This window comes from Vibrio sp. 10N.222.46.A1 (assembly GCF_041473595.1).
Taxonomy (GTDB): domain Bacteria; phylum Pseudomonadota; class Gammaproteobacteria; order Enterobacterales; family Vibrionaceae; genus Vibrio; species Vibrio tasmaniensis_A.
In genome coordinates, this window is the sequence record NZ_JBFRSN010000004.1 from 24,110 (window position 1) to 50,467 (window position 26,358).

Sequence of the window (26,358 nt, forward strand, 5' to 3'; positions counted from 1 at the left end):
TTCGTCAGCTAGCTAACCTACATTTTACTTCAACAAGCGCCTTGAAGAATCGGTGAGCATTAACTGATTCATCATCGATGATTACACGCCATGAATTCCCCTCATCTACAACTGAAACCTGCGGCACTTCACCTTGATAATTAAGATCTACGAGCAATGTTGGGATAGCTAACGGTTCATACCCCTGATTGCAGATATCATTCGTGTATGACAGTTTTTCATACTGACTCAATTCAAATGCATTGTAAGGATAATTAAAGGCATAAGACGATGATTTTGATACAACTAACTTCCACTTATCTCTTACCTGATAGCCAACTAGATTGGGAGCATTATTTATAGAAAGAACCTTTACGCTAGGAACACCATTTGCTTTTAAAGTGCGATACATCGAAACCATCGATGATTCGCTCAATAACAGACTATTAATAGACAATAATTCTTCGATAAAACCCTCGTCATTCAGTGATCTCCGCTTATTTGAAATGTAATACGATGCTATCACTCCAAGCTTAGGGTTTTCCTCAATCGCTTTAGATACTTTTTGCTTTGAAGACAGTTCGCCTAACGCAAGTAAATGCTGAGTTTTGGACACATTATCATGGAGCTCATTGACTCGCTTTAACAACAGGCTATCCGACTCATTAACAAAGCAACCTGAAAGCGAAAGCACCATAACCGTGATCGATGTAGATTTCTTTAGGTTTAACATTATCCACCTTACACAATATAAGAATTCTGATATAGTCTATTTACACATAGTAGTATAAATGGAAAGCAAGTAAAAATGATAGTCTTTGTTAGAAACCCAACAAGTAGCGAACGACGGGAAATACTTGGTATACACCACCTAAGCCATGAGTCAGAAATACAGGATGTCTTAAATGGATATAGCAACAATGTCGAATATTACAGTATCGCCGAGAATGTGAACTTCAGCGTTGAGGGGAATACTCGCAAAAGTCGGATTTACATCAGCAAATTTGGTTTGCCGAAGTCCATAGAAAAGACACTGTTAAATGGAGAGTGGAAATGCAGAGCAGACAATTTAATATAATCATTATTGTTTTGTTAGGGCTTATACTGATTGTTATGACCAGTATCGCCTCTATATATGCATACAGCTTGCTTGCTAAACAAAACAGCTCGAATCAATCATTGCAATCCATTGAGGTTATCGTAGATGACAAACCTACGACCGAAAGTTTGATGTTATACAAAGAGCAATCAAAAACAGTCGACGATATCAAACCTGAACTGCATAGAAATGTACCTACTGTCGTTCTCAACTCTCAAATACTTCAATCTACAAAATTAACTCAAACACCACCGACGAAAACAAAGTCACAAATAGATAGAACAATACCAAATTGGGACTGCAAATTATTTTACTGCAATGAAGGTGACCCGAAGATTTACCCACTGAGAGCTAGTATGGCTCAAGCCTTAACCAACGCTACCGCCTTTGAGTTAACATCAGACTTACCAAATGCGCCTGTTTCAATGGTTGTAATTTTTGACCCTACATGTCCTGAATGTAAGCGTTTCTATCGAGAAACGATTACTGAAGTTTTACATAGGAACGGAAACGTTAAAATCATTCCGACCATTTACTCTGACAACCTCTCCGTCTATAAATTACGTGAAGTCCAAAAGATGCTATGCGCTTCAGACTTAGATCAATTCCTTCACAATATTGCCAATCGATTACCTACAGCTAAAGATTACGATTGCAAGGTAACCGTGGATGACGCACGAAAAATCGTGGGCAAAACAAAAGAACTACTAACTCCATTTGGCGTAGCTGGTGCTACCCCCCTAACACTAACTAAAACATCCAATTGGTTAGGTTTTCAGCCATACAAAAACGTCGTTAAACACATCAACCCATAAAGATTAAGACAAGGTACAGCAAGTGACTGCAAATACTCTAATTTACAAAAAAACAACACTAATGGTACTCACCGTCTGTTTAGGCCCCCTTATTGCCGGATGCTCGATAAAACCTCAAAGTAACTACGATGTTGGTGATCCTATTCAAGTAACAACAGACTTACTGAAAGATACAAGACACTTCAATGTCACATCTGACTATAACCCTTCTTATTTAGATTCATTGCTGAAACGTAACCCAGTAACTCTTATTGACGACCAAGATTGGCAACAACTTTTCATTAAAACAGAATTTTCGAGCGATAAATCTTACAGATTGGAAGAAAATTTACGTCGCACCTGTTGGTCTTTAAACAATGAAGCCGAACTCAAAATAGTATCCAGAGCTCATAGAGGCTCCGACTACGACAATATCATAACTGCATGCGTTTCTAAGCGATTAGGGCCTTATAAACCCTTATTCTTCTACTCTCAAGTACAAGACAGAGTCATAGGTGATTACCTCATGATGTTAACACCTAAAAACCACTATTCAGACCAAGCTTATCTGTGTAAGGCCAAAACTGAAGGTTACGACCTACCCTCAAATCTATTTTGTAAAGTCAATTCACAATAAGAGTAATAACTTATGGGGATAGTTAAATCGTCATTAAAGACTCTGCTTAATCCATCGTGGGCAGGTACGTTAGGAGGCAAAGCTAAAGCTCCTTGGGCTCAAGCTTCTGAACAATGGCACCAAGTTGAAAACAAGAGGATTAAAGGCCTTTCTGCAGTTGATTGGGCGCACCAAATATTGACCAATAACATTACAACGGAAAACCAAGAAATCATCATAGAGCGCCACAAAAATAGAGCTAGGCATAATAAATACGGCATCTATATATCAGTATTCGCCGCCAATGTTTGTTGTGTTGCTCTTATCTTCGACCTAACAGACTCCATTGCATACACAGCAATAAGTGTGAACTGTGGTTTGCAATTCTTAAAAATGTGGGTTGTTAATTTGCACAGACAAAAGCAGGTGCTAGTAGGTGCTCTATTCCCTCTTTCATGGATGGTTACAGATTTCAATAACATTAAGTTCTTAGACAAGGGCGTTTATCACAAGAAGAAATTGGTTCACCCTGCCTTTCCGTTTATGGGTGAAGCACTAGATAATCTCAAAAAACTAGAATCCAACAACAAATAAAAAAAGGTAAGCCAATTGTCAGAACACAACGGAAATGGAAGCAGCGACACGCTATTCGTAATCTTAATGATCGCAGGAACTCTCATATGTGGCACCTTATATTATTTCGATGAAATCATAACAATACCTTGGGCCTTATGGCGTTACGCAGACTCATTTATTTGGTCAAACCTCCCTCTACCCGACTTTATTACAGTTCCTCACGCCAACATCATTAAGTCATTCGATAACTTAGAAGAACTTAGGCTACTGGAATATGGTCACGTATACCAAGTGGAGCAATCTGTAATGTTTGTTACAACTTGGCTGTATCTCCTTATATCTATACCTGGAATAAAGCGTGTTGTAACAAAGAATAGACACGCAGATAAATTCAAGGAAAGATTGAATTTGGACTCCTTGATAGAACAACAATCGGTACTATGGCGATATAATCGATATCTGATTAAGCACAATCCAATAAAAGAGAGTTTAGACGTAAATGTAAGTCGATTTGCAGCAAGAGAAAACGTACGATCTGGACTAAAGAGGACAAAAATCATTAGACCACACAGGCCCACAAATACAGTGATATTTGATCTTCCATTAGCTACAGAAATATTCTCTAAACAACTACGATACCCCATTAAGACAGTGGATGACGTACTCAACCTACCATTCCAGTTTCATTTTTTTATTTGTATTTTTGCATCTCGCATAAGTGAACTACCTGATTTGATTTCGCCAGAAAGGATAAATGACGCAAAAAAAAGGGTTAAACGCATAAAACTCATAAAATGGGTAACCCCTACGATTTTAAAAAAGGTTTATAAAAATAAGTTCAAAGCTTTAGAGCATGAACTTATCTCGCTCGCTTATCATAACTACAATGCTACTCAAAAGATCAAACATTCCCTTGGGGTTAACGAGGATTTCCGCTTCCAAATGTTAGGTGATTACTCATATTTTCTGAATGACGAGCATGATGTAACCTACATCGAAGATGAAATAGCAAGAGTACTTCCAATAGTTATGGAGAATGAAATTGTATTGGAATATTTATCTCAACATGCATTTGCTGAAACATTTTTAAGGCGCCTACTTAGAGAGTCCAGGAGTCTAGGAAAGCTTTCTTCATCACAATTTGGATATTTAAAGATTATGGACAGGCAGTTATGGTACGCAATGAATGACGAGGGGCTACCGGGTTCGACAATAGAAACTGCAGGTATTAAAGCGCACTTTGAAGCCGAGTACACTCGCAAAAGACGTCATGTATTCCCCACTGTAGACCAAGCATTTAGTAATTTGGAAAATATGAACATCCCTAAAGACTGCGACCAATTTGACACCATAGTAACATTACCTGATCACCCATACTCAGAACTATTTCCTTACGATCCGACAGTTGAATACAATGAACACAAGCAGAAACTAGACAACGATCCAGAGTATCGAATTCAACAAACGTTAATTCGACAACCTAAAGTCAAAAGTTAATGTACTGGTACATAGATTTAGAGATAAGCGGCAACCGAGCTTATGATGAAGTAGTCGAGCTATCGATAATTGAGTCAAGTTCTTTAACTGCAGAGGGTTCAGTGATTTTCAACAGCTTAATATCTGGTGCAGAATCTTTAACCCTGGAAGCGCAAGCGATAACCGGCATTAGTATTGAAGATTTAAACGATAACTCACTTCCGACGATATCTGATGTCATCGATACTATTGCTGAAAGACCTAATTCTACGATTTTAGTGAGCTATAATTTACAGTTTGATTTGGATTTCATACACCATTCTGGGATGCTAACCGGTGATAATAGGATGGAAAGAATGATGATCAAAGGTATATGCTTACTACAGGCAGTAAAAACATACAGCGGAAAGCATGTAAGCCTTGATGACAGCCTTGGGATAAGAAGGAGTACACATCGCTCACTATATGATACCAAACTTCACATGGAGCTGCACAGGCGCTTAGGTAGGGTAACCACCAGCAAAGTAGAGAGTTTTATTGTAAATTCAACGCCAGAGTTTATCGCTTAAATTGAATGGATTGGCTAAGCAATACAACATTGGATGGGGTTTCTGACGCCTCTTTAGCTGATTCAATTGGCTTAATACCGTGGTTAACAATAGCTTCTAGAGAAACTTTTAACTTTGCTAAAGCTACAGTGTCAGTTACTGAATCACATCGAGTAGACAAAGATTCTATGGTCATCTGCCTTAAAATTGAATCTGTATCTATTGGCATATTAAAGTGGGCTTGCATTAATAAGAAATCTATCCTTTTGTACGTATGCTTTTGGGTTTTGAGAAATATCACACCTATGTACATCCCCCGTAGCTACCTCTTCTGCAACCATCCTGGCTATATCTGTATATGATGTATGCACTTCTGATTGAATAACAGTTAAAGCAACAGGTTTACGAGAGCGAAGGGCTTTAAAATAATCACTCATAGCTGAGCAATCATCGGAGGTAACGGACACTTTGAATGTGAAAAATTGGCTAAACAAAAATAGACGTAGATAAATAGACTCATTAATAATCGTCACGTTGAAATCAGTGACTTCAGATATAGATTTTAATATTTCTAATTGAGGGACTTCTAAGGCAATTACCATATATTGAGATAGGGAGCGGTTTATGCGAAATCGCGATAAGTCATCAATGAGGTGAACACGCAATTCGCCCGGCACTTCCAAAAGAAAATCGTCATACTCTTGGTGACCAGCCACATTATCTTCATTGACGGTAAATTTATCACCATTTATCTGCTCAAGCATAAATTCACCAAACACAGCGTTCATTTTTGGTATTTGCTCTACGCTGTTGACCATCCTTGCGCTGCCCTGTCCTAAATCAATTCTCATAATTTTACTGCTCTCTAAAGCCTATTTATTGTATAGTGTGTAAACTGAATATCTTGAGGTTAAAACCCTATTTTCGTCACACTTTTTACCTAACTTTCGTCAAGATACATTATTCACTATTGGTTAACAAACTTTATAGAGCGATTACTATGTCATTTATTGACCATTTATTTATACATTCGGGTGCTATGAGCATATTTTGTTATCATGGTCACAATTTACAAAAAGATCAACAAGCACTAATCGAAGCTTTTCTCCTTTACAGTACACATTCTAATTCTGTTCTGACCCTTGGTAAAACTGTATACAACGAACTTGTTCATGTAGAAAGTGACGGAGAATTACGTTTGTTCATGGAACTTAAAACCGCAGTTGACCCTACTTTACAACACCTGTTCTGCCTCGATGCCGTTATTGAAACTTGCAATAGTCACTGCATCAAAACAGAGATAAATGGCGAAGTTAGATATGAGACTAAAGATCTATGTACGTTCTTCCTCAACTACACCAATGCTAATAAAGGTAAGACTCTAGATATTCGCAAATTTACTCAAGACCTAATGACGCATTTAGTGAACGAAACAAGGCTAAACGCTAACACCAACCTAGCCATGTGCTTGTAAGGAATGAATTATGGGTAATCGCATTAAGGATGTTTTGAACCAAAAAATTAATGATAGCCAAGGCGAAGATTACAAGGTTCAGGTTAAGACAACTTCGATTAAACAGTCAAAACAATCATCTCTTAGTATGAGTGTTTTTAAATCCATAACCCCTATTGTCCTCAAAGTTATGTCTAAAACGACAACTACTGAAGAATTTGCTCACGAACTAAAAGACATCATCACGTCAATTGCAGCAAACATAGAGGCTCAATCAAAAAACCTAGGTCGTATTTCTGGGGGGCTCACTGAAGACGAAACGTGGATTTATCGTCGAATCTTTGCTATTTCAGCAAAGGAGCAGGGACGACAATCAAAAATCCAATCACAATTCATACTAGCATTACTGACGAATACAGAATCAGCCGACAAACTGATTAATATGACTGGTATAGATAAGGGAAAAATACAAACCCTAATCACCCAAATTAACAGTTACAATCGCTACCAAGAAAGGGATAATTTCTTTTCGACCGTAAACTCTTCAATCATTTCCTCTGCGAATAAGGTTCAAAATGAACTGTCTCACATACAATTTTTTAGTGAAAAAGAGTCTGCATTAAGCCTCATCCACGGCGCTATATCAGTGACAGCAGAAACTCTATATCGCCGACAATCAGACTTGCCTAATTCAGAGCAAAAACAAATGCTCAGGAAATCATGCATGAACCACGCTACAAGCATAATTGTAGAGTGTGTAAAGCAAATTGCTAAAAGTTACGACAATAACATTCGACCAACGGATTTTGATGAGTTCGACGAAATATTGGATAAAAAGGTGTCGTTTTGCACGAGAGCTATAGATAAAACAACGTCTTCCCTTGTCAATGTTATCTGGGGGCTTGAAAATAGTCATAAGGCATCTGAAATACTACAAGCTTCTTTAACTGGTACAAATGTTTCAACGGCATTAAATAATATTGAAATTCTCACAGAACTTGCGTCTGTTTCATCGAATGAAAACGGCTCTGATAATGTACAAGCAAAAAGGTACGCCGCCCTCTTAAATGATTTGAGTTTTATCGTCGAATACTCCATTGAAAACACCTCATTTGTAACGAGCATCGATAGAGAGCAAGCAATGGCTTTTGCGAAACACTCTTACTACAACGCGTTTAAAAATCCACTTAAATACTTACACAAAAGCGATGCCGACTTGTCGATTAAGCATCTAAAAATGTGTAATAACATTGCGATTTACCTTCTATCTGAACAGTCTGAATTTAACAATGTAATGAACAATAACGGCTTGATGCCTGAAGACATACAAGCGTTTAGAAGATCTAAGACTATTGCGTTTAAGGCTAGTGCGAACAACCCATTATCAGCAAGACAATTCATCGTCCCGTCTATTGCAGAATTAACATCCGTCTTATTTGAGACTCAACGCTTTAACTGGGGCATAAATACTGCTTATCTTGCACCCAAGCTTGGTTCTATGCTTATGGATGCAACTAACAAGCTTTACTTAACCAATAAAGAATCCACGACTTGCAGTTCTACATCAATGTTCAGGTCCAGTTTAGAGTCAGCTTCATACTTACTTCGAAGCTTATGGAGAACAAAATCCACAGAAACACTCGAATCGTCTAATAGAAGTTATGCGATGGGGAAAATATCTGAAAAAGAATGCCATAAAGTAATTGAAAAATTCCACATAGAATACCTCAATAAAGTTGATGAACTTACCTATAACTCAAGACTACTAAAAGGCTGTATCGATGATATCTACAATGCTTCAGACAATTTCGACTACCAAGCCACAGTATCGCCAAATTGAACAGTAAAGGGTCAGGATGAAATTCAATAAACTCAGAAGGAAATGCATGGGGTTAATTGCGGGAGGGGCAATTGGCGGTGGTGTAGCTCTTGTTACTCCTAAAACCGCTAACGCATTTAGCATGCCTCTAAGCCCAGAAGAACTCATGGAACAACTTATCGAGCAAGGCGGTGCCATCCTTATGAGATTTTTGGGGTATCGATTCTCAAGTAACTTCCAAGATGCTTTTGATCGATACACCGATAACAACAAAGAAACAACAAAAGAAAAAAATGGAGATATGGCCAAAAACATAACTCAATCCTATGAAGCAACAATATTTAAGATGACTGAGTTGATGAATCATGAAATCAGCTTGGATCTGTATACCCCATCCACGGCATGTGCGAACGGCGAACTCTCAAAAGCGAACAACAGATTAAACAAAGCTATTGGTTCTGCCACTCCAAAAGCAAGAAATACGATACACGAATATTTTGAAATTAAGTCTGAAAACTTAAGTGAAGCGATATTTTATCGAAATAAGACCTTTAGTACGTTGTTGAACTCTCAAGGCGAACCTGAATTTAAAGAGTTGGAAAAACTCATCGGCGTAAGTCACTTTGATGACACAAAGCGAGCTGAACAAGAGATCGCTGCTCTCATAGGAGATAGACCATCCTATGAAGATTCAACTTCAAACCTTGATGCCATTGTTAATCAATCAGACCAGATTAAAGAAAATATCGTCATTGATGCCTTGATGGGTATCTTTATTCAACGTATAGCGTCTTCGAATGTACCGGTAGAGTTCAGAAAATCCTTAAGTTCTGAACTCAATAAAATGTATCCAAATTCGAAGCTTTCAAGTATCGAATTGCTACACCTAGAAACACTCTCACTGAGTTCTAATGAATTATTCAATAATGCCGTATCTAACTCTCCATCACTCACCACAGCTATCCAATACTACAATCCCATACAAGCTGTTGAGAATAAAATACAAGTTGAACGATTAAAAATAGCTGAATTACGAAATTTAGTGAAAAGTTCATCCAAACTGGAGAGTGAAAATGGCTAATTTGGATTATGGTCACACTAAAATAGATTGCAATAGAAGGGATTTTTTCCGATACGCAGCTGGTGGAGCTGTAGCTGCTGGAACAATGACATACTCCAGCGATAGCCATGCCATCGTTATTACCGCTGCAGCTATAGCTGCGGGGGAAAAAATTGGTTGGGCGGCGAAGCCATTCCTAGACTTGGGGGAAATGACACTTAGTGAACTGTATGACATGTTCATAAAAGAAATGACTAGCATGTTCAGTAAAGGGGCAACACAGGCCATAGATATGGTCCCCAATGCAATGCAACAAATCTTCAACAATGACTATTTACATAGAATACAGCCTTTAAGTGACCCTTGTTCCTACAATAGCCTAGCCCATGTTGGCGTAAAGCGATTGATTCAATCGGAAAACCTAGCCCGCGAATTAAACCGACAAGGTGTTTTATCTACAAAACCATTAGGTGAGTGCCTACCAACATATGCTTGTTCTTTCATTGATTCTCAACGAACCGAACCTATGGATGAACAAGAATACTTAGGTTTACGCGACCAATTCCAAAGAATAAACACACCTCAACAAAAGCTTGAAAGTTTCACGCTTGATTACTTAAGAGTTTGCCAAAGTGCTAAGCGTACTCTTAATACAGCAATTTTGAATTATGAAATGTCGCGAATTTATACGAATCGCCATATAGATTCATTTGAGAAAATCAGATCCACTTATCAATCTGAGAAGTGGCGAACATCTATGAATGAAACAGCTGCGGATATCTCATTAGCTCAAGAGGTCATCTACCAGAAAAGTAGTTCTGTTCAGATAATGTTCGAACTGCTAGTAGCAGAGCAGAACTTACTTGTAGCAGAGTGCATAGATGCCCTTTCAACAAAGAAGGAAATTCAAGAATGAGAAAAATGGAATGTAAAGTAAAAAAAGATAGTGAAGCGATTACTTTTTCTTCCTATATCGATTACTCAACAACATTCAACTCTTGGGCAACACCATCGAGCTTGAATAACTCAACATCTATAATTGAACCGGCCCCTGTAAATACTAAATACATTGCAGTTGGAGCTCTCGCCGCTGCGGCATTTACGTATTCTCCGAAGGCTAATGCAGGACTAGATGACATAATTAACCAGCTTACATCACAGTTCGAAGAGATGTTTGAACCATTACTATCGAGTGTACTCGGTGGTTTCGGAAAAATCTTAAATGCTGGTCAGTCCGACGGCTCTTCAGCCATCGTAAAAGCCATTTCTACAAGTGGCGATATGCAGATCAAAGCTTTAACTGAGGCGGCTAATAACCGCCTTACGATGGCTTCTATGCCACCACCTAATCACTGTGAGTCAGATGATATAGGTATGGCAAGTAAAAACAGCAATCAATCATCTAACCTAACACTAAGGGAGCTAAGTAAAACGTCAGTTAAGAACTATGAACCGAATAGCATTCCATTTTCGGTTCGAATCTCTGGGATTGCAAATCGATACAGCAACAACGAGCACATAACCATGTCGACGGCTCTTTCATCAACAAAACTAGATAGTTCGCAAGTAAAGATGATGATCGACGGTATTGATGTATTAACTGCAAAACAAACTGATTCAATTTCACTAGACCCGGCAATGGCTAATTCAGAAAGCAATGTAAGTAGAACCGAATATTTATTGCAAAGTGCTAAGGCAGCTAAATTGGAAGTTTCCAAAGGTGCCTTTTATGATGCGGTCGCTGATAGAACAGTAGCTTCTCATGGTGAAAGCAAACTTAGCCTAATTGAAAAAGAAGTAGACCGTACGTACGGGGGCGGTAGTTCATGGAGAGATGATTTGTTGAATTTCGGTGACCCTACGCCGCTTCTAGCAGAACTCAACAAACAAGTTTCATTAAGTAATTACATTTTGTCTGAATCTCTAAAAAAAACTAGCCAACAAAATATTCTTATCGCAACCAATAACGTAGATACAATCTAAGGATCACTCATGAAGAATAAAATCAACGCTGACTCTATCAATGTGGGTGGTTCAAATGTTCACGATACACTTTCTTCAACCGAATCATTGGAACACATACGAATACACGCAAGAGTATTTGACGAGGCGGTACAAAAGGAACTTGAGGCCCTAAAGCAATTGTACGAATCTGCTCCAGAAAATGCTCATAGACTTGAAGAATTCAAGATAAATGACAGATCTTTCGACGCCGACAAAACATACTGCGACGATGAACATTTGAATGCACTTGTAAAGCAAGAGTTACACGACAACTCTGTACTTTACGAAAAATTAAAAGCAGAGTTTGAACTGGAGAACACCAAAAACAACAATAGTTCATCACCGAGTTTTTTGAACTTTTTAAAATTCGGTAGCCCTAAGTCTTTAGATGTGGAATATAAAAAACAACGAAAAAACAAACACATAAGAATGCTTGAAGAAAACACCCAAAAGATACTAAATTCACAAGACAAGTTTAACCGAAGCCTAGCTCTTACTGAAAGTCATTTTAAAACTCTAAATGAAATATTTGAAAATAAAGGCATTTCAGACATAAATGCGCTTAATCAAGGCGATCTTCTGTCTGCAATGCAAGATGATGCGGCATTCTCAAATCAATTAAGAATTACGCTAGCTGCCCATAAAGACTTGTTAAACAATATTGAATTTCAAAGTACGGATGTTTTAAATCAAGGTACTTTAGACGTATCATCTAAAACCATATCCACAGAGTACCTTAACCAAATGCGAGCAATGTGCAATGAGTCCAACGTACAAATGGAAACTCTCAATAATATCATTAAGAAGACGGCCCCAACTTTAGATAAGGAATACGCGGGAAACCAACTGGAATCTTCGGATGGGATTTTCGACCAATTTAACAAAGAATCGCTTGATGAGTTTTTAGCGAATGTTGGTAATATTTTTCAAGCTTTCAAATCCTTAATCATGCCGAGTTCAAGCATCTCTACACACACGATGGGTCAATAAAGACCATTGGAGTCTCATAGCAGACTCCAATGCAATTCATCCTCTACTCCACTTCCGAGGCCTCTTCTTCCTTAATATAACCTTTAGCAATAATCGATTGCTGAATATCTAACTTCACTTTTTTAAGTATACTTATCGCTAACGCTTTATTCGTTTGAGGGATTGGATCGTGCGGGTGTTCGGTTTTCCTATAGAAGTCATTTACAACTGAAGTACTTTTTAGAGTGTGCGAACGTAACTCACTCTCCGATACTGGCGAGTTCATTCTCTCAATAGCGGTTTCCGAAGATAATTCTTCGTTATTTAACTGCTCTTGTATCTGCTCACTTCGTAGTGACAATGCAGAAATAGTTGCAAGGCTGTTAATGGTTTCCTCTTTAGAGGTACCTTGCGCTTTGAATATCGAATCTAATGCATTAAGTTGCTCGATATCAGCTTCAGTACCAATACCAAGTAAAGTGTTTAAATCATCATTTATATCGGCATCTTCGGACTGAGCATTAAGAGATGCTACGGATGCATCATCACTGGAAGGTACATTACCTTCAGTTGTAATGACGTCTGAGGTAAAAATAACTCCTGAATCACTCTGTTTGCTCTCACTAACAACTTCTCCTTTGTTTTCACCATCAAGAGTCGGAGTAACTTCAAAGTGGTCACCATCAGAAACAGATTCATCATGCGATGAAGATGGCAAATTAAAATCTAAATCATTTAAGACGTCCATTTCCCTTGTATCTACGGGAGGTACCTCATGTACCCTCTCAGTAGGCTTTTCCTCAATTGCATCATTCGATACCACCGAAGGCTCTGCAGCGTACAAACTATCCATGTAAGAGTTATGCTGTTCGCCTAAATCTCGCATTTCTTCAACGCTATCTCTTACAAACGCTGAAAACGACAGCATTGATTTAGACAAAGAATTATCTGTTGCAGTTTCAGCTAAAGATAGAATGTTTGAAAGCTTCCCAATTTCTTGAACAAAAGACAAATCGATGGTGTTTAACTTTGACTTATTACTCGTAATAAGTTCGTACTCAGAGTACAGCAATAGCCAATCGTCAACATTTTCACGTAATTCTTCCGCAGGTTCTGGCAACATCATCCAGAAATCATTAATCGTAAGCGTTTCCAACTCTTTAGGGTGCAAGTTGGGGCCATCTATCCTATGCAATCTATCTACAGCATTTACGTAAATTTCGCCTTCGCGTAACCTTGAAACTTCACGTCGGTCTAATCGAGATTCCTCTTTATAAGATGCTCTAGATTCTTTTTGCCTTTGAGCTCCTGTAGACTCCGAATAATCGAGGTCCATCCCTTCTCGCTGCCAAACATAATCAATATCTGCTAGTTTGCTATACAACTCGAACGTAACATCGTCAATTATCCTTCCGGCTACCTTAATCGTTGTGTTACCTAAAACTGTATCTACCTCAGATTCAATCGATCCACCAAGCTTCTTAAGGGCAGGGATATCCTGCGCAGAATACCACGCCGAATAGCCTAAACCACGAGCCTGGGCAGCAACAGCACCTTCACCTTCAGAAAACATCATCCCTACTTCGTCCATGATATTGATGTATGGGTATGGCGCGTTTGTCGGCCTTTGTTTTAGGTTCTTTTTTACTTCACCAACAAAGACATCACCTAGAGATTGCCCCATTATGCCCTTTCTGGAAGCCATGATGATTCGCCCCATACTGGCGACGGATTCTGTAGAACCTTCCAGCGCAGGAAGCAACCCTAATAATACGCGATCTTGGTTAACAATCGCTTCTATATCAATTTCACCTCGGATAACACCAAAGATATCCGCATAGTCACCACCTAAAGTGTTAAATACAACGACGATCTGCATTGCTGCAAAACCCCATTGATCATAAACCTGTGGGCTTTGTACGCTTTCACCCCTTGTTATCTTTTGGAAGAATTCTGCAGTCATACCAGGTAAGGTTTTGATGAAACCCATCAACTCTTTTTTCTCTACCTCTGGAATTAATTCATTTCCAAGCAATGAACCCGCAGTTTCTAAAACTAAGTAATCCAACAGGGCAGGAATAGACAATTGAATCTCACCCAAATCTCTCAAGCAATGGGTTGGACGCATCAAGCCGGCAACAAGGGAATCTGCTCGCTTTGCCCAAATATCACCATCACCAGACATTAACGACTTAAAGGTTTCAGTATTCTGTGCCGCTGAACCACTTTCAACCAAATTGTAGGTGTTGGTTGTCCTATCAGTAGCATATTTATTTCGATTTCGACTACCACGTATGTAGTTAAGCAGAAAAAAATCGTCTATACGATTTGTTCTCCACATCATCGTTTGATGCATGAGAATTATTGATAAATCAGCTTTTGCATCCACGTACATATAACCGGCACCCCATACAAGAGCATTGGCTGAGCCGATACCAGATATTGTGAAAGTCTTACCTGACCCCGTTGTTGCTAAAAAAGCTAGATGCTGTCGAAGCATAGAGTTAGAAAACCATGCCTGTTCATTGGTACCGTAAACATTGCCAAAATATGCAATCCCATCAGCAGGGTCATATTTTACTTCGCCTTTAGAACCCTTTGCCGGAGAAGGGTTGAAATAATCAACCTTATCACCAGATGTTATCGGAGAATAATAGGGAAAATTGCACCGCAAATTAGCTCTGGTCCTGATCAAAATGTGGACTAAAGTTGCAACTAATGGAAAAATAAATGGCATTACGAAAAATGTTATAAGGGATAAGCTGTATAGCCATATAACACTGTCGCTCTGAAGAAAATCAAAGAATTTTTCGATTTTTGTTTTGGGTCTGTTTTGTAAGTACTCCTTACTTACAACGTGCTTTGTATAGTCACTCATACACTGCGCCTACTCAACATCCATTCTTAAACCTAACCCACTGCCAGATTCGAACAATTCGCTTCCGTTAACTAAGCTTGAAGGCTTCACATCATTAAATTTATACCCTACCCCTGTTCCTATACTGTCCGGCATGTCAACGCCATACCAATTACCAATATCCTTAGCAGAGTACCCACAAAAATTGCCGAAATCGGGTAGCTTTATAGACTTGAAAATCTCACCACCAAAACCATTAATTAGTTCATTCAGCCCACAATCCTCCAAGAGACTTGGGAATTCAGGCATTCCATATCGAGACATTTTCTCTTGCAAAAGCTGTGAACTGGATTTGCAAGTAGCTGCTTGTAGCCCTCCGGCAAAGCTAAACGTTGTACCGAGAATGATTAATGCTATGAATTTTCTATTTAAATTGGACATACTTATTCTTCCAAATTGAATTGTGATTTTAGGTTGTTGATCACTAATTGCTGACGTTCAGAATTGAACACTCGTTGAAATAGTTTCAACTTCAAAAATAGATATATGCGTCTAGTTAAAATCGAATTTGATATGTTTTCATGCTGGGAGGAAACAGACGAACTCGGAACATCAAGCATCTTGTGTGCATCTGACTCGGAGATGTAACAAATATCACCAAATAACTTCATTGATCGTGAAAAGCTCAATTGACTTTGTAAGTTCACCAAATCCTCAATGGTGACCCTCCTTCCAAACAAATCTGAGATTCCACCAACCATGCTTGCTAACTCATCGTCCTTAAGGGACTCATTAATTGTTTGTTTTTGTTCTAACAAAGAACTAATAATGTCGAAGTAAGACTGCACCTCACTATCCGAATCTACAGCCCAACCTTCGAGATTATCCACCTGCTCAATAACCTTTCGTTCATCATCATCGAATTTTGCCAACCACGCTTCTATGTCATCATTTGATAGCATTGCCTGTCCTTATTGCCGATTTATGATTTACACTATACAATATAAATAGTCATTGTAAGAGTTTAGGAAGGGAAATGAATAGAAAAAATTGGATAGGCAGCAATATATTTTTTCCTATATTGATCACGATAATATTTTTGCTTCCTCCAGACGGACATGCCAATACAACATCAGCAGTAACAGACGTCACTTCTGATTCAAAATTTCCTTCCGATATCGCTGAAAAAAACAAAGCTCACTTTGAAAGTTTGAAGGATAGAGCTATTGAAATTACTGACAAGCAAGGTGTATGGCTACCCAAGGGTTTTTTCTCAGGTCCAAGTAATAACGATATTTTCTTTCACCAAATGAAATTAGTTTTTGGTGAACCCGTTAGTCACGTTTTAAGGCTACTCAATGGTACTTCAGACAGCAACGCTTCTACCAAGACGGTAACCCTCGGGACCCTTTACGCCAAAATAATGAACTCAATAGGCATCATAATAATTATAGTTACGCTTGTTGGGTCATCATTATTGTTTATGTTCAAAAGGTCGATGGACATTTCATATCTAACAGTCGATAAAGAAGAGTCCTTGCCATTCTTAATGGCACGCGGATCTATAGGATCACTAATCACCTTTCCGATACCCGCATTAGGAGGTATGTCGCTACTGCAAGGAATTACAATATTCATCATTTTGATTGGTCTTGGAGCTGCCACAGCTACTATCAAAATTTCCGTTCCTTACACCCTTTCCCCTGGTATGGCTTATCAACCTCAACCTAAAGTTGCTCGATTTGTCGACTACATCCTGGAAGCTAAAACTTGTTCAATCGCAATGGGGTTAATGGATGGCGTATCTCCTGATGCATATAAGGGTATGGATAATGTTAAAATCGACGACAAAGGGAAATATCGGATTACACCAAACCAAGAATTCAAAATATATAAACATGTGGCATATTTTGGCGCAAACGGAAACGGAGACTGCGGCCAGCTTACTTTGTTCAATTATCAAACTCCAAATTCACTCGATAGTTTGGAAGATATTTTGCTCCTTACCTCTCACCAAGTTGGAGCAGAAAAAGCCGGTGAATATTTGAATAAAATATGGAAAGAACCATTAATTCACAACATAGCTAAAAAACTCACAACGAATAACCTTAACAACATGGAAGAACTTGCAAAAAAATACGCCGTTTACCGTGAGCGTATGCAAGATGAAATGATAGGTGACCTTTCTAACGAATTGAAAGATCGCTTAAATCAAAGTTCTTCCCCTCTTAATGGATCATCACTATCGTCTGTTTACGCAGAAGCCGTTGCCGATGTAGGATTTATGGGCCTAGGTGGTTTTTACACAATGCTAAGTGTAAGGCAGATGGAGATTACAATGATTCTATCTGATATCTACGGTGACCGAGAGCAACCTCACTGGCGTCCAAACACCACAGATTCCATATTTGCGGGAGTTGTAAAATGGTTTAAGAGTTTTGGTCATAGTTACGACAACCTAGAAATCCCCCAAAAAAACATATTGATGTTTTATAACTCTGCTCAAAAATACTCATTAAACAACGATATACAAAACATCATGAACTCATCAATGGACAAGTTCACGACAACTCAACTAGCTCAATCGATGGGGCAAAATATTATTGAAATTATCCGTTCGGATAGTAACGGAGTGTACTTCCCTAACCCTCTCGTTGAAATGCGAACTATCGGAAATGTAATCATCAATACAGCTTTTACGTATGCTGCAGTTTCCGTCGCATCTTCCATCACTCCAGCGGGTACCGTGATGAAAGAAGGTCTTAATCAAATAGGTGGTGCCGCAATTGATTTTGAAGCTCTAGCAGAAAAAGGTGGCGCAATGAGTGCGGCTTTAATTCTGTCCTTACTAGGTATAGGGGTCTTTTACTCTTACATAGTCCCTAATATACCTTATATCATGTGGAGTGTTGCGGTATTTTCTTTCTTCTCATACGCAATGGGCTCGATTATTTCTTCTGGTTGGTGGGGTGGCGCCATGGCGTTAAACGACCCACAAAATGAACGGACATTTGGTGGTCGATTTCAAGAAGGCGCAAACATAATACTTACACTTTTAATCCGCCCAACTCTAATGACGATGTGTTTCTTTTTGGCAATGATCTTAAATATTGCGCTTGGATACTATTTACATTGGACTTTAGAAGCGGCTTCTGTCTCTGCCAGTTACGGTGGGTTTAACTTTTTAGCCATTTTGGGGACACTTTTTGTCAATGCGATTGTTATGACTGCCGGGATTATCAAAAATCACAGCCTTATTTGGGAACTACCGGACCAATTTCAAAGGATGCTGAGCTTTAGAAATGCGATCGAAGACAACTCTCACGACAGCGCTATGTCTACATCACAACAAATGTCCGGCACATTGGCAGGTAATGTATCAACCGTGACCCAATCAATGCTAAAGAACCCAGTAAAAGGTGTTTAATAAAAACTCAGATTTAACTAACCACTCAATTTAACAGGAGATTTTCATGGGCGGATTCGGAGCTAAAGCAAGACAAGCTATAAAGGAAGCAAACAGACAAGCTGAAATTCAAGGGGAAGAAGATGAGGAAATCATTTCTAGTGATGCTTTAGTATCTACATCTGAACCTGCTGTTGAGCAAGTAACTGAAGTTGAAGAATCACAAGAGGCCGATCTTGAAGAATCACAAGACGCTGACCTTGAAGGATCACAAGACGCTGACCTTGAAGGATCACAAGAGGCCGAACTTGAAGAATCACAAGAGGCCGACCTTGAAGGATCACAAGAGGCCGATCTTGAAGAATCACAAGAGGCCGAACTTGAAGAATCACAAGACGCTGACCTTGAAGGATCACAAGAGGCCGATCTTGAAGAATCAGTAATCGAAGCTAATCAAATCTCCAATAGCGATAAATTGCATTCAGCCATCGAGTTAACATTAGAAGTTGCGAATGAAAACGAAATATACCTTAATTCAAGTGACGTGGAAGTTGAAAAAAGCTTAGCTTGCTCAACGAAAATAAACTCTGCCTTGATTCAACTTGAAGACTTAATAGAGCATGTAGACTCATCTGAACTAGAAAGCCACAAAGTCGGATTATTAAAAATTAAAGACCTGAACTTCGTAAATATTGGGGCTGCAATTTCAGACTCACTATCAGAGTATCTAGATAACATAGAACCGCCGAGCATTAACGATGATAGTGAAGAACAAGCACAAAAAAATGAATCTTCTTTAGCATACGCAAATAAACTGATTCAAAACATGTCTCGTTTAAACACTCCTCTTGAAGCCATGATCCGTAACAAGACTATAGATAGCAAGGCCGATGACCTTATAAAGAACCAAAACAATCTACAATCAGTTGTATCCAAAACGTTGACGAAACTCCAAGATGCTTCGCTTGATGAGCATGAAACTTTCCATCAGATCAAAGATTTATCAAAATCTATCAATGCCAACATTGAAACAATTAAGGAAATTCGCAATAAACAAACATCTGCCAGCCAAACTGTCGATGTCAATAATCAAAACTATGACCAACCTGCTGGTTCCAACATTGAGTACCCACAAGAAAAGTCCGATATCAGCGCCAATAGTGTGCATTCAGAAATTGAATTTGATGACGAGCTACCTATCAACCCAAACGCAGCTAGCGATACGTTAGATACTGTTGCTTGGGTACAACCTGAATTTTCTCGAAATAATAAAAAATCTATATCCATAGCCCAAAGTGTATTTAAAGGGGTTGAGCGAACTATGGCTATCAAGAAGAGTATATTCATGTCCGACATGCACAGAGGAATAAAGTACAACGATGATCACGCAGAACATAATCTCAGATTCAATGGTGTCATCAAAGATTACGGGGATATGTTCAAGTTTACAGGCACAAGCCGCAAAGCAAACGCTAAGCACGCGGTTAAATTAGCAGAGCAACTTGGATGGAACACCATTGCTGTGAGTGGTAATGCAAATTACATTGAAAAAGTCTCAATGTTAGCGAGTAAAAAAGGCATTCAGGTGATTGAGATAGATACTCGCATTCATACGCAAGAATTTACGAAACCTACAGAGAAAGTCACCTCTCGTGATCTTAAATCACTTAAAGAAGATATCCCACCTAAAGTGGTAAAACCGATTACCGATAAAGGCTTAAGTGGCACACTAGCTTCTAGTCAAGGCATCAATAAAGAAGCTGAAATGGAAGAACAGTCCCCTAGAAATAACAGCCGCATTCAAATAAGCATGTAATTTACTTCGCATTAAAAACGAAAGATTTAAGGTAATTTAATGAACCAATGGTCAAAGCTCACGCCTACCGAAGCCATAAAAAAGCTAAAAAAACTGAATGCTGAACTAGGTAAAAACAAAACCACTGACGACTATATTAAAGGGGAGTTCAACTCTTTCTCTGAAACTACATCACAGCGCTTGAAAATACTCTTACGTGCTGACTGGAAAGACAGAAATAGTGTCACTTTATACATTCAGTCGCTAGTTAGTATAAAAGTAGAGCTCGATACATTTGGGGACCTCATACCAACTGAACTTCATGATTTAATCGACATTAACCTCTCTAAGATTGATGGTGCGATTGATAGCTTAAATGTGCCTACTATCATAAATACGACCTCAGATATTCAGCAAAGTTGCTACTCGATTTCATCTCAAGTAGCAATGCTGAGTACTTGTAATAAAAACATCATGTCAAAACTCGTTAATGATAATGAATTGCGTTATATGCAGTCCAAGTTAAATCACGAATTAAGATGCAACATTGCTCTAAGAACGAGTGTAGATGATCTCAGTAATAAAATAGATATGCTGCGCCTTAGCAACCGTAAAGTTGATCCGGTATCATTGCTAATGCCATCTAAGGAAAGGGGTTACGTACCAACTTTTCAATCAGAATATAATGGCTTCTGCTTTAGTCCTGATCAGCTTGCAACCATTCGACTGTCAAATTCTCCAAGTAAAGTTAAGAGGAAAGAGATCCATAAAGGACTCCGCTCTTGTATTCCTTTTCTGTCATACATAAAACAAACCTTGGATCATAATGGGACAAGAATCCATAAAGTCTCGAACGGCCTAACTATTAATCAATTTCAATCGGGCCAGATTACATTTAATCATGAACATATCGAGCTTGCTAAATCATTTTCGTTAAAATATATAACAAAACAAAAGCCTGGTATGGAACCTGTTCTTATATGGGGAAGTGAAACATTCACTACTTACATATCCGAAAATCTGAAACAGAAAGCGATACCCTGTACAATACTCAAAAAGGACATTATTACTTCAATAAAGGCCTTCAAAGAGGTAAAAATTACTCCTGATGAACAGGCTGCAGCAAAAGCTAATAACAAATTATTCAAAACGAATAGACCCACCCCACTAACTCCGCTGAGTCACAGCCTGAATTACTCACAACCTCACAATCCAAAGTTAATTTCTTAGGGAGGAGAACTATGGCCTTCATACCCTCATTCATTATTGATGAAATAAAGAGCAAAGTTAATATTATCGACATTTTAGAAAGAGAGATTGGACTATCTAAAGTAAAAAAAATAAATTCCGACGATAAATATCAGGCCTGCTGCCCTTTCCATGATGACAAGACCCCCTCTCTCGTTGTTAATAACGACGGTGGTACATTCCACTGCTTCGGTTGCAATGAAAGTGGAGATGCAATTGATGTCTTTACAAAGCACCTTCAATTACCTTTTTACAAGGCCATTGAAAAGCTATGTTCATATTCTGGATATGACCTAGAAGCACTTATGAAGGACATGGCGCAAATTGATAAGGCTAGGAGTACGGCCATAAAGGTAAGCAGCTTGCCTCTTACCAACCAACTTTTTAATAGACTAACCAATTACAACCCTTTCCGTATAAACAACGAACATAGTGAAATATCATTACCAAACTCATTCGTAGAAATGAGCTCTCGTCTAAACTCGCTCAATTACCTGACTGATTCGGGAAATGGAACTGAATTAGTAAACCTCATTAATGACTCAAGCACCATAAAAAGAATTGCTACAGAAAATAAGACATTAAAAGATGGCAAGCTCACATTTTATGCAAACACAAACTATTTACCGGTAATGACCATTTCCAAACCAGACAACTCAAGTTCATTACCAATTATTGTTTCTGAAAACAGTTCTGATAAGCAATTCCACTGTTCTGGCTTCTTAGTTTTGGATGAAAACCTTGATCTTATGGACACCTACCCAAATGATGCCGTAGAAAGCCATAACTCCATACTGATACCACCGCCATCTCAAGTAGATATGTTTGAAAACGTTGATGAAATTTATATTACAGAATCCTCTAGCCAATACATTGAGTTAGTTTCATCCAATGTAACGAATGTCACCGCACCTGCAGCTGGAGAATTGAACCACCAGCATTTGCGCCAAATGAGTAATCTACCTACTAAGAACTTAACTTGGGTTACCACACAAAAGTTCATAGCCAACCCAAGATTGCTTTCTAAGCTAGCTATCTTTACTGAAACCATAGGAAGCAACAAACAACTTAATATTGTTATGCTAAAAGATAACCAAGATAACAATGCATTCTCTTCGCTAGTAATGAATAACCCTAAAACGGCATTCAACACTATAAACTCCAAAAAACTTCCTGTAGGAGATGTTGTAAAAATGGCTTTACCTACTATCTCTTTGCTAACAGGGACCCAGTATGACTTTGCGATACGATCGAGCGCCCTATTCGCTAAAAAGATGTTGTGCAGTGAGAACGAAAAGACCCAGGCAACGGCGATCGATATAATCAACAAGCTGATAAACATTACAGCCAAACCAAAGCATGAAATATATAGCCTAGTTTGTGGTGTTGGATCTAGCACCATGAAAAAATGCATAAGTGAAATAGATACCTTTGACGTTAGTACTCACAAAGTTCCAAGCATTATTGATACGGGCAAAACCTTCGACTCAATGGATAGAGATATAAAAATGATGATGGCAAAAATTAAAGCCACTCTAACAGGAAATGAGAACGATCCTTTTTATGAAATTGAAACCAAATCGGTAAAACTACAACTTGCAGAGTCATTATTGTTTGTACACGCAATAGAAAACATATCTCATTCACAAAACCTATCGCCAGAAGCATTACAGAACAACCCAACTAAATAACACATTCACTCCCTACTTCATAAACCCAAGCGTGACATAGGATATCGCTTGGGTTGCGATTTTCTAACCCAATTCCGCATTATCAATCATTATTCTTCCGACAAGAACGGTGCCTCTAAATCTGCCTAATTTAAATAAACAAACGCACAGCCTTCTACTATCGTTACAGACCACTATTCCACCCAAGCTATCACGATGTACTTTTACATAAACCCCACCATTTGAATGTAAAAATACATTTCATATAATTTTACGATGTATAATTACATACTTGGTAAATACTGCCTGTATTCTTGCAAGCTCTTTTGTTTGGACGCATATCGATTGATATCAGGCCAGTATCCAGAATTTTGGCAATCAACCCTCTGGCATCTTGTGTCATATCAAGACAATGCATGCCACTATAATTAGATATGAACTCTGCTCCGGTCATTTTTTCGACTTAGATTCAAATTACCCTTATCAATACAAGGTGCCACTATAGGACCAAGCGCTCCATACTGCGCCTTCTGGTGTCAAATGGTGTCACTTGGTGTCACTTGGTGTCACTTGGCGCCATGATGCATTGGTGGCCTGCTTGCATCCTAGTGCCACCTTGTGTCATTTGGGGGCATTTATGGGCATTTCGTGCGAATTAATGCATTACTCAAACTTTCGATTTAACAAATAACTGTCAATATTTCACCTTTCGCTGGAGGTGAATCGCATAATTTTAAATACCGTTTGATAGCAATACATCACAAACCCAGCCATACCTGTGAATTGTGGCCACATTCATATAGCAATAAAGGGGGGGGAGAAAAACTTCATAAATATAGGTTGATATTCACCGGTAATTTGGACAACAGAAAGTGAGTAATCAAGTAGATCTGTAATGTTATTGATCCAACAAGTTAATGCAACTTTCATAGGCACACATGGTTTGGGATGAAGAGAACGGCAAGGTTCAAATTGGATTTGATGAAACGAGTGATCGCAAATAGATAGCTATCTAGATCTGTATTGGATGGATCGAGCTTGCGAAAGATGGATGTCGACAAAATAGAAAGGTGACGTGGTGAGGAGATGTTGAATAGCAATAGATTTTGAGCCGATATGAGTAAGACTAGATAGCAACACATATCATGTAATCATGTAAAAATACATCTTTCACCAAAATGGTTATGTATAAACGACGTATTTACTTTGGTGACAATGATACGATGACGTAGAGAAATTAGAATTAGGGGGTGTTTATGTATTTTTATCGAAACCAACTAGCTGACGAGAGCTATGAATATGTAGGGCCTTTTGTCATGGCTAAGGAAATGCTTTATGAGGAGGTGGCAAAATCGGAACGTGAAAATAAAATCAACACATTCACGGAATCTGAAATGAAGGTCCTTGAAACCTCCACTTTTGAACATTCAATTTATTCTATAAATCCAATGGAACTCAACAGCAAGCTAAGCGTTCGCGGTCATTTAAGTCATTACGAATACCGGTATATATACGAGGCCAATAAAGAGGCGATGTCTATTCAGGAGTGGTTAACGTTTACAGAGATTAATAACAACAAACACCTTAATTACATGAGTGGCCGCTCCCTGGTGAAAGGTGCTCTGGTTAAAAAGCTTTGCGATCTAATGATATCCCATAGTTACTTACTGGAGACAACAGCCTTTAAGTTGATTCGTTGCGTAGTAGATAACCGCTCCGTAGAGAGTCTTTCACGCAGTGAGTATGGTCAATATAGCGTTGAGTTTTTGAGAGTTCTAAGAAGCTGTAAAAATGCGGGTTTAGAATACTACTGGTCTTGTCGAAGCCATGTCGACTTGATGCAGACGCGTATATATGTGGAAACCGACTCATTACGTCGTAATCAATCTGCCGATGCAAACGAAACAGCCTTTATGTCCGACTTTGATAAGACATCTGAATTTAATGCCATGAACGTAAAGCGAAATACTGCGTCAGATAAAAAATATAGAAATCAGAGAGCAACGGAAGCTAAGAAGTTAGCAGCCATCGTTACTCAACTACGAGCTACTAGGTTAAGTAAGCTGTCGGATGAACAACGCTCTGCATCTGAGGAACTTATAACGAATGCTTTAAGGACTTTAAATACATTTACCGAGGTAGCCCCAGAAGCAGGTTTAATGAATATGCTTGAGCGAATGATGGGTGACGAATTGAAGAATACCCTTACCTTTGAAGCTCACTCCTTATCCGGTGAAATTATTGAACACTCTCAACCCTCTTATACAACAGAGGTAGAGTTCGAATCACTTACTGCAGATAGTCTAGATAAGAGTGATAAATTGGACTTACTTGATGATGAGTTGTTTTCAGGTCTACCTTGTTAGTCAAATTAGGTACCCTTTAAAGTAGAGAGTAAACATCTAAATTCTCATACCTTTGCATATACATAGTGCAAACATAAAAACAGCCTCTCATTTGGCTGTTTTTTTATTTGTAAGAAAGGAAAAGATTTTTAGTATCCGCCCCATGAACCCACGGGCCGACTTGTCAGTGTTTGAAGTTCCAAGGTAGGAGTGCGTCGATATCAGGCTCTGCTTTCGCCAACTCTTTCATGCACTTGACTAGGTAGTCATAGAGGATAAGACCGTTGGCTTTCGCGGTCTCGATGATGCTGTAAAGCATCGCGCTCGCATCAGCACCGTTTGGTGTGTTAGAGAATAGCCAGTTCTTCCTGCCAATAACCAGCGGTTTCATTGCGCGTTCAGCGCGATTATTATCGATAGATAAGTGGCCATCGTCGATATAACGAGTGAGCTTTGACCACTGCCCGAGCGTGTATTTTATCGCTTTGCCCAGTGGGCTAGAGCCTATCACCTTCTGGGTTGTCATCCATTGGTAAAGCTCATCCAGTATCGGTTTGGCAAGTGCTTGACGCTCTGCTTTTCGCTCTTCGGCAGGCGCACCTTTTAAGCGCGATTCTATCCCGTAGAGTTTTTGGATTTTAGCC

Annotated in this window: 22 protein-coding genes; 16 read left to right on the forward strand and 6 right to left on the reverse strand. The window is 38.8% G+C overall.

Translation table 11 applies throughout. The features are described 5' to 3' along the window. Positions 1–4 precede the first annotated feature (4 nt). Positions 5–712 (reverse strand): hypothetical protein, encoded by a 708-nt coding sequence (locus AB4496_RS00255; protein ID WP_102258386.1) that lies wholly within the window; start codon positions 710–712, stop codon positions 5–7. A gap of 320 nt (positions 713–1,032) precedes the next feature. On the opposite strand from AB4496_RS00255, the gene AB4496_RS00260 reads away from it, so the two are divergent. From AB4496_RS00260 to AB4496_RS00280, 5 genes are read left to right on the forward strand one after another with little or no spacing between them, the layout of a single operon-like run. After that, complete coding sequence (locus AB4496_RS00260; RefSeq protein ID WP_102258384.1) at positions 1,033–1,893, forward strand: thioredoxin domain-containing protein; 861 nt, start codon at positions 1,033–1,035, stop codon at positions 1,891–1,893. A gap of 22 nt (positions 1,894–1,915) precedes the next feature. Then, positions 1,916–2,509: a hypothetical protein gene (locus AB4496_RS00265; protein WP_102258383.1), complete on the forward strand. Its 594-nt coding sequence runs from the start codon at positions 1,916–1,918 to the stop codon at positions 2,507–2,509. A gap of 12 nt (positions 2,510–2,521) precedes the next feature. Next, entirely contained in the window at positions 2,522–3,082 is a 561-nt protein-coding gene (locus AB4496_RS00270; RefSeq protein ID WP_102258382.1) for a hypothetical protein, read from the forward strand. 15 nt (positions 3,083–3,097) lie between these two features. After that, positions 3,098–4,561 carry a hypothetical protein gene (locus AB4496_RS00275; protein WP_133151979.1) on the forward strand — a complete coding sequence of 488 codons (1,464 nt, stop codon included), beginning with the start codon at positions 3,098–3,100 and terminating at the stop codon, positions 4,559–4,561. Then, positions 4,561–5,109, forward strand: coding sequence for an exonuclease domain-containing protein (locus tag AB4496_RS00280; protein ID WP_102258380.1), 549 nt, complete (start codon positions 4,561–4,563; stop codon positions 5,107–5,109). The genes AB4496_RS00275 and AB4496_RS00280 overlap by 1 nt, the downstream gene beginning before the upstream one ends. A 209-nt stretch (positions 5,110–5,318) precedes the next feature. On the opposite strand, the gene AB4496_RS00285 is transcribed toward AB4496_RS00280, so the two are convergent. After that, positions 5,319–5,939, reverse strand: a complete 621-nt coding sequence (locus AB4496_RS00285) for a hypothetical protein (RefSeq protein WP_102258378.1) — start codon at positions 5,937–5,939, stop codon at positions 5,319–5,321. 149 nt (positions 5,940–6,088) lie between these two features. Here AB4496_RS00285 and AB4496_RS00290 point away from each other — a divergent pair, with 149 nt between their 5' ends. The 6 genes from AB4496_RS00290 to AB4496_RS00315 are packed head-to-tail and all read left to right on the forward strand — an operon-like array spanning position 6,089 to position 12,414. Further along, positions 6,089–6,562 (forward strand): hypothetical protein, encoded by a 474-nt coding sequence (locus AB4496_RS00290; protein WP_102258377.1) that lies wholly within the window; start codon positions 6,089–6,091, stop codon positions 6,560–6,562. Between the two features lie 10 nt (positions 6,563–6,572). Further along, entirely contained in the window at positions 6,573–8,381 is a 1,809-nt protein-coding gene (locus tag AB4496_RS00295; protein WP_102258376.1) for a hypothetical protein, read from the forward strand. Positions 8,382–8,427: 46 nt separating this feature from the next. Then, on the forward strand, positions 8,428–9,441 hold the full coding sequence (locus AB4496_RS00300; RefSeq protein WP_102258375.1) for a hypothetical protein: 1,014 nt from the start codon (positions 8,428–8,430) through the stop codon (positions 9,439–9,441). Beyond that, positions 9,434–10,336 (forward strand): hypothetical protein, encoded by a 903-nt coding sequence (locus AB4496_RS00305; RefSeq protein ID WP_102258374.1) that lies wholly within the window; start codon positions 9,434–9,436, stop codon positions 10,334–10,336. Before AB4496_RS00300 ends, AB4496_RS00305 begins: the two co-directional genes overlap by 8 nt. Next, positions 10,333–11,403 (forward strand): hypothetical protein, encoded by a 1,071-nt coding sequence (locus AB4496_RS00310; protein WP_102258373.1) that lies wholly within the window; start codon positions 10,333–10,335, stop codon positions 11,401–11,403. Before AB4496_RS00305 ends, AB4496_RS00310 begins: the two co-directional genes overlap by 4 nt. Before the next feature lie 9 nt (positions 11,404–11,412). Continuing rightward, a complete protein-coding gene (locus tag AB4496_RS00315; RefSeq protein WP_102258372.1) occupies positions 11,413–12,414 on the forward strand; it encodes a hypothetical protein in 1,002 nt (333 codons plus the stop codon). A 43-nt stretch (positions 12,415–12,457) separates the two neighbouring features. Here AB4496_RS00315 and AB4496_RS00320 read toward each other — a convergent pair whose 3' ends face one another. The 3 genes from AB4496_RS00320 to AB4496_RS00330 are packed head-to-tail and all read right to left on the reverse strand — an operon-like array spanning position 12,458 to position 16,212. Continuing rightward, positions 12,458–15,271, reverse strand: a complete 2,814-nt coding sequence (locus AB4496_RS00320) for a hypothetical protein (RefSeq protein ID WP_102258371.1) — start codon at positions 15,269–15,271, stop codon at positions 12,458–12,460. A gap of 9 nt (positions 15,272–15,280) precedes the next feature. Next, positions 15,281–15,691, reverse strand: coding sequence for a hypothetical protein (locus tag AB4496_RS00325; RefSeq protein ID WP_102258370.1), 411 nt, complete (start codon positions 15,689–15,691; stop codon positions 15,281–15,283). Positions 15,692–15,693: 2 nt separating this feature from the next. Further along, the gene (locus AB4496_RS00330) at positions 15,694–16,212 is read right to left on the reverse strand and encodes a hypothetical protein (protein WP_102258369.1); all 519 of its coding nucleotides are present in this window, start codon (positions 16,210–16,212) and stop codon (positions 15,694–15,696) included. Positions 16,213–16,286: 74 nt separating this feature from the next. Between AB4496_RS00330 and AB4496_RS00335 the strand changes: the two genes are divergently transcribed. From AB4496_RS00335 to AB4496_RS00355, 5 genes are all read left to right on the forward strand, one after another. Next, positions 16,287–18,677 carry a DotA/TraY family protein gene (locus AB4496_RS00335; RefSeq protein ID WP_102258368.1) on the forward strand — a complete coding sequence of 797 codons (2,391 nt, stop codon included), beginning with the start codon at positions 16,287–16,289 and terminating at the stop codon, positions 18,675–18,677. A 46-nt stretch (positions 18,678–18,723) separates the two neighbouring features. Then, the gene (locus tag AB4496_RS00340; protein WP_102258367.1) at positions 18,724–20,472 is read left to right on the forward strand and encodes an LPD7 domain-containing protein; all 1,749 of its coding nucleotides are present in this window, start codon (positions 18,724–18,726) and stop codon (positions 20,470–20,472) included. Positions 20,473–20,511: 39 nt separating this feature from the next. Then, positions 20,512–21,681 (forward strand): hypothetical protein, encoded by a 1,170-nt coding sequence (locus tag AB4496_RS00345; RefSeq protein WP_102258366.1) that lies wholly within the window; start codon positions 20,512–20,514, stop codon positions 21,679–21,681. Positions 21,682–21,692: 11 nt separating this feature from the next. Next, the gene (locus tag AB4496_RS00350) at positions 21,693–23,390 is read left to right on the forward strand and encodes a CHC2 zinc finger domain-containing protein (protein WP_102258365.1); all 1,698 of its coding nucleotides are present in this window, start codon (positions 21,693–21,695) and stop codon (positions 23,388–23,390) included. Positions 23,391–24,625: 1,235 nt separating this feature from the next. Then, entirely contained in the window at positions 24,626–25,735 is a 1,110-nt protein-coding gene (locus AB4496_RS00355) for a hypothetical protein (RefSeq protein ID WP_102258364.1), read from the forward strand. Positions 25,736–25,898: 163 nt separating this feature from the next. Here the strand turns inward: AB4496_RS00355 and AB4496_RS00360 are convergent. Continuing rightward, on the reverse strand, positions 25,899–26,358 hold a 460-nt coding region (locus AB4496_RS00360; protein WP_136996200.1), incomplete at its 5' end, for a transposase.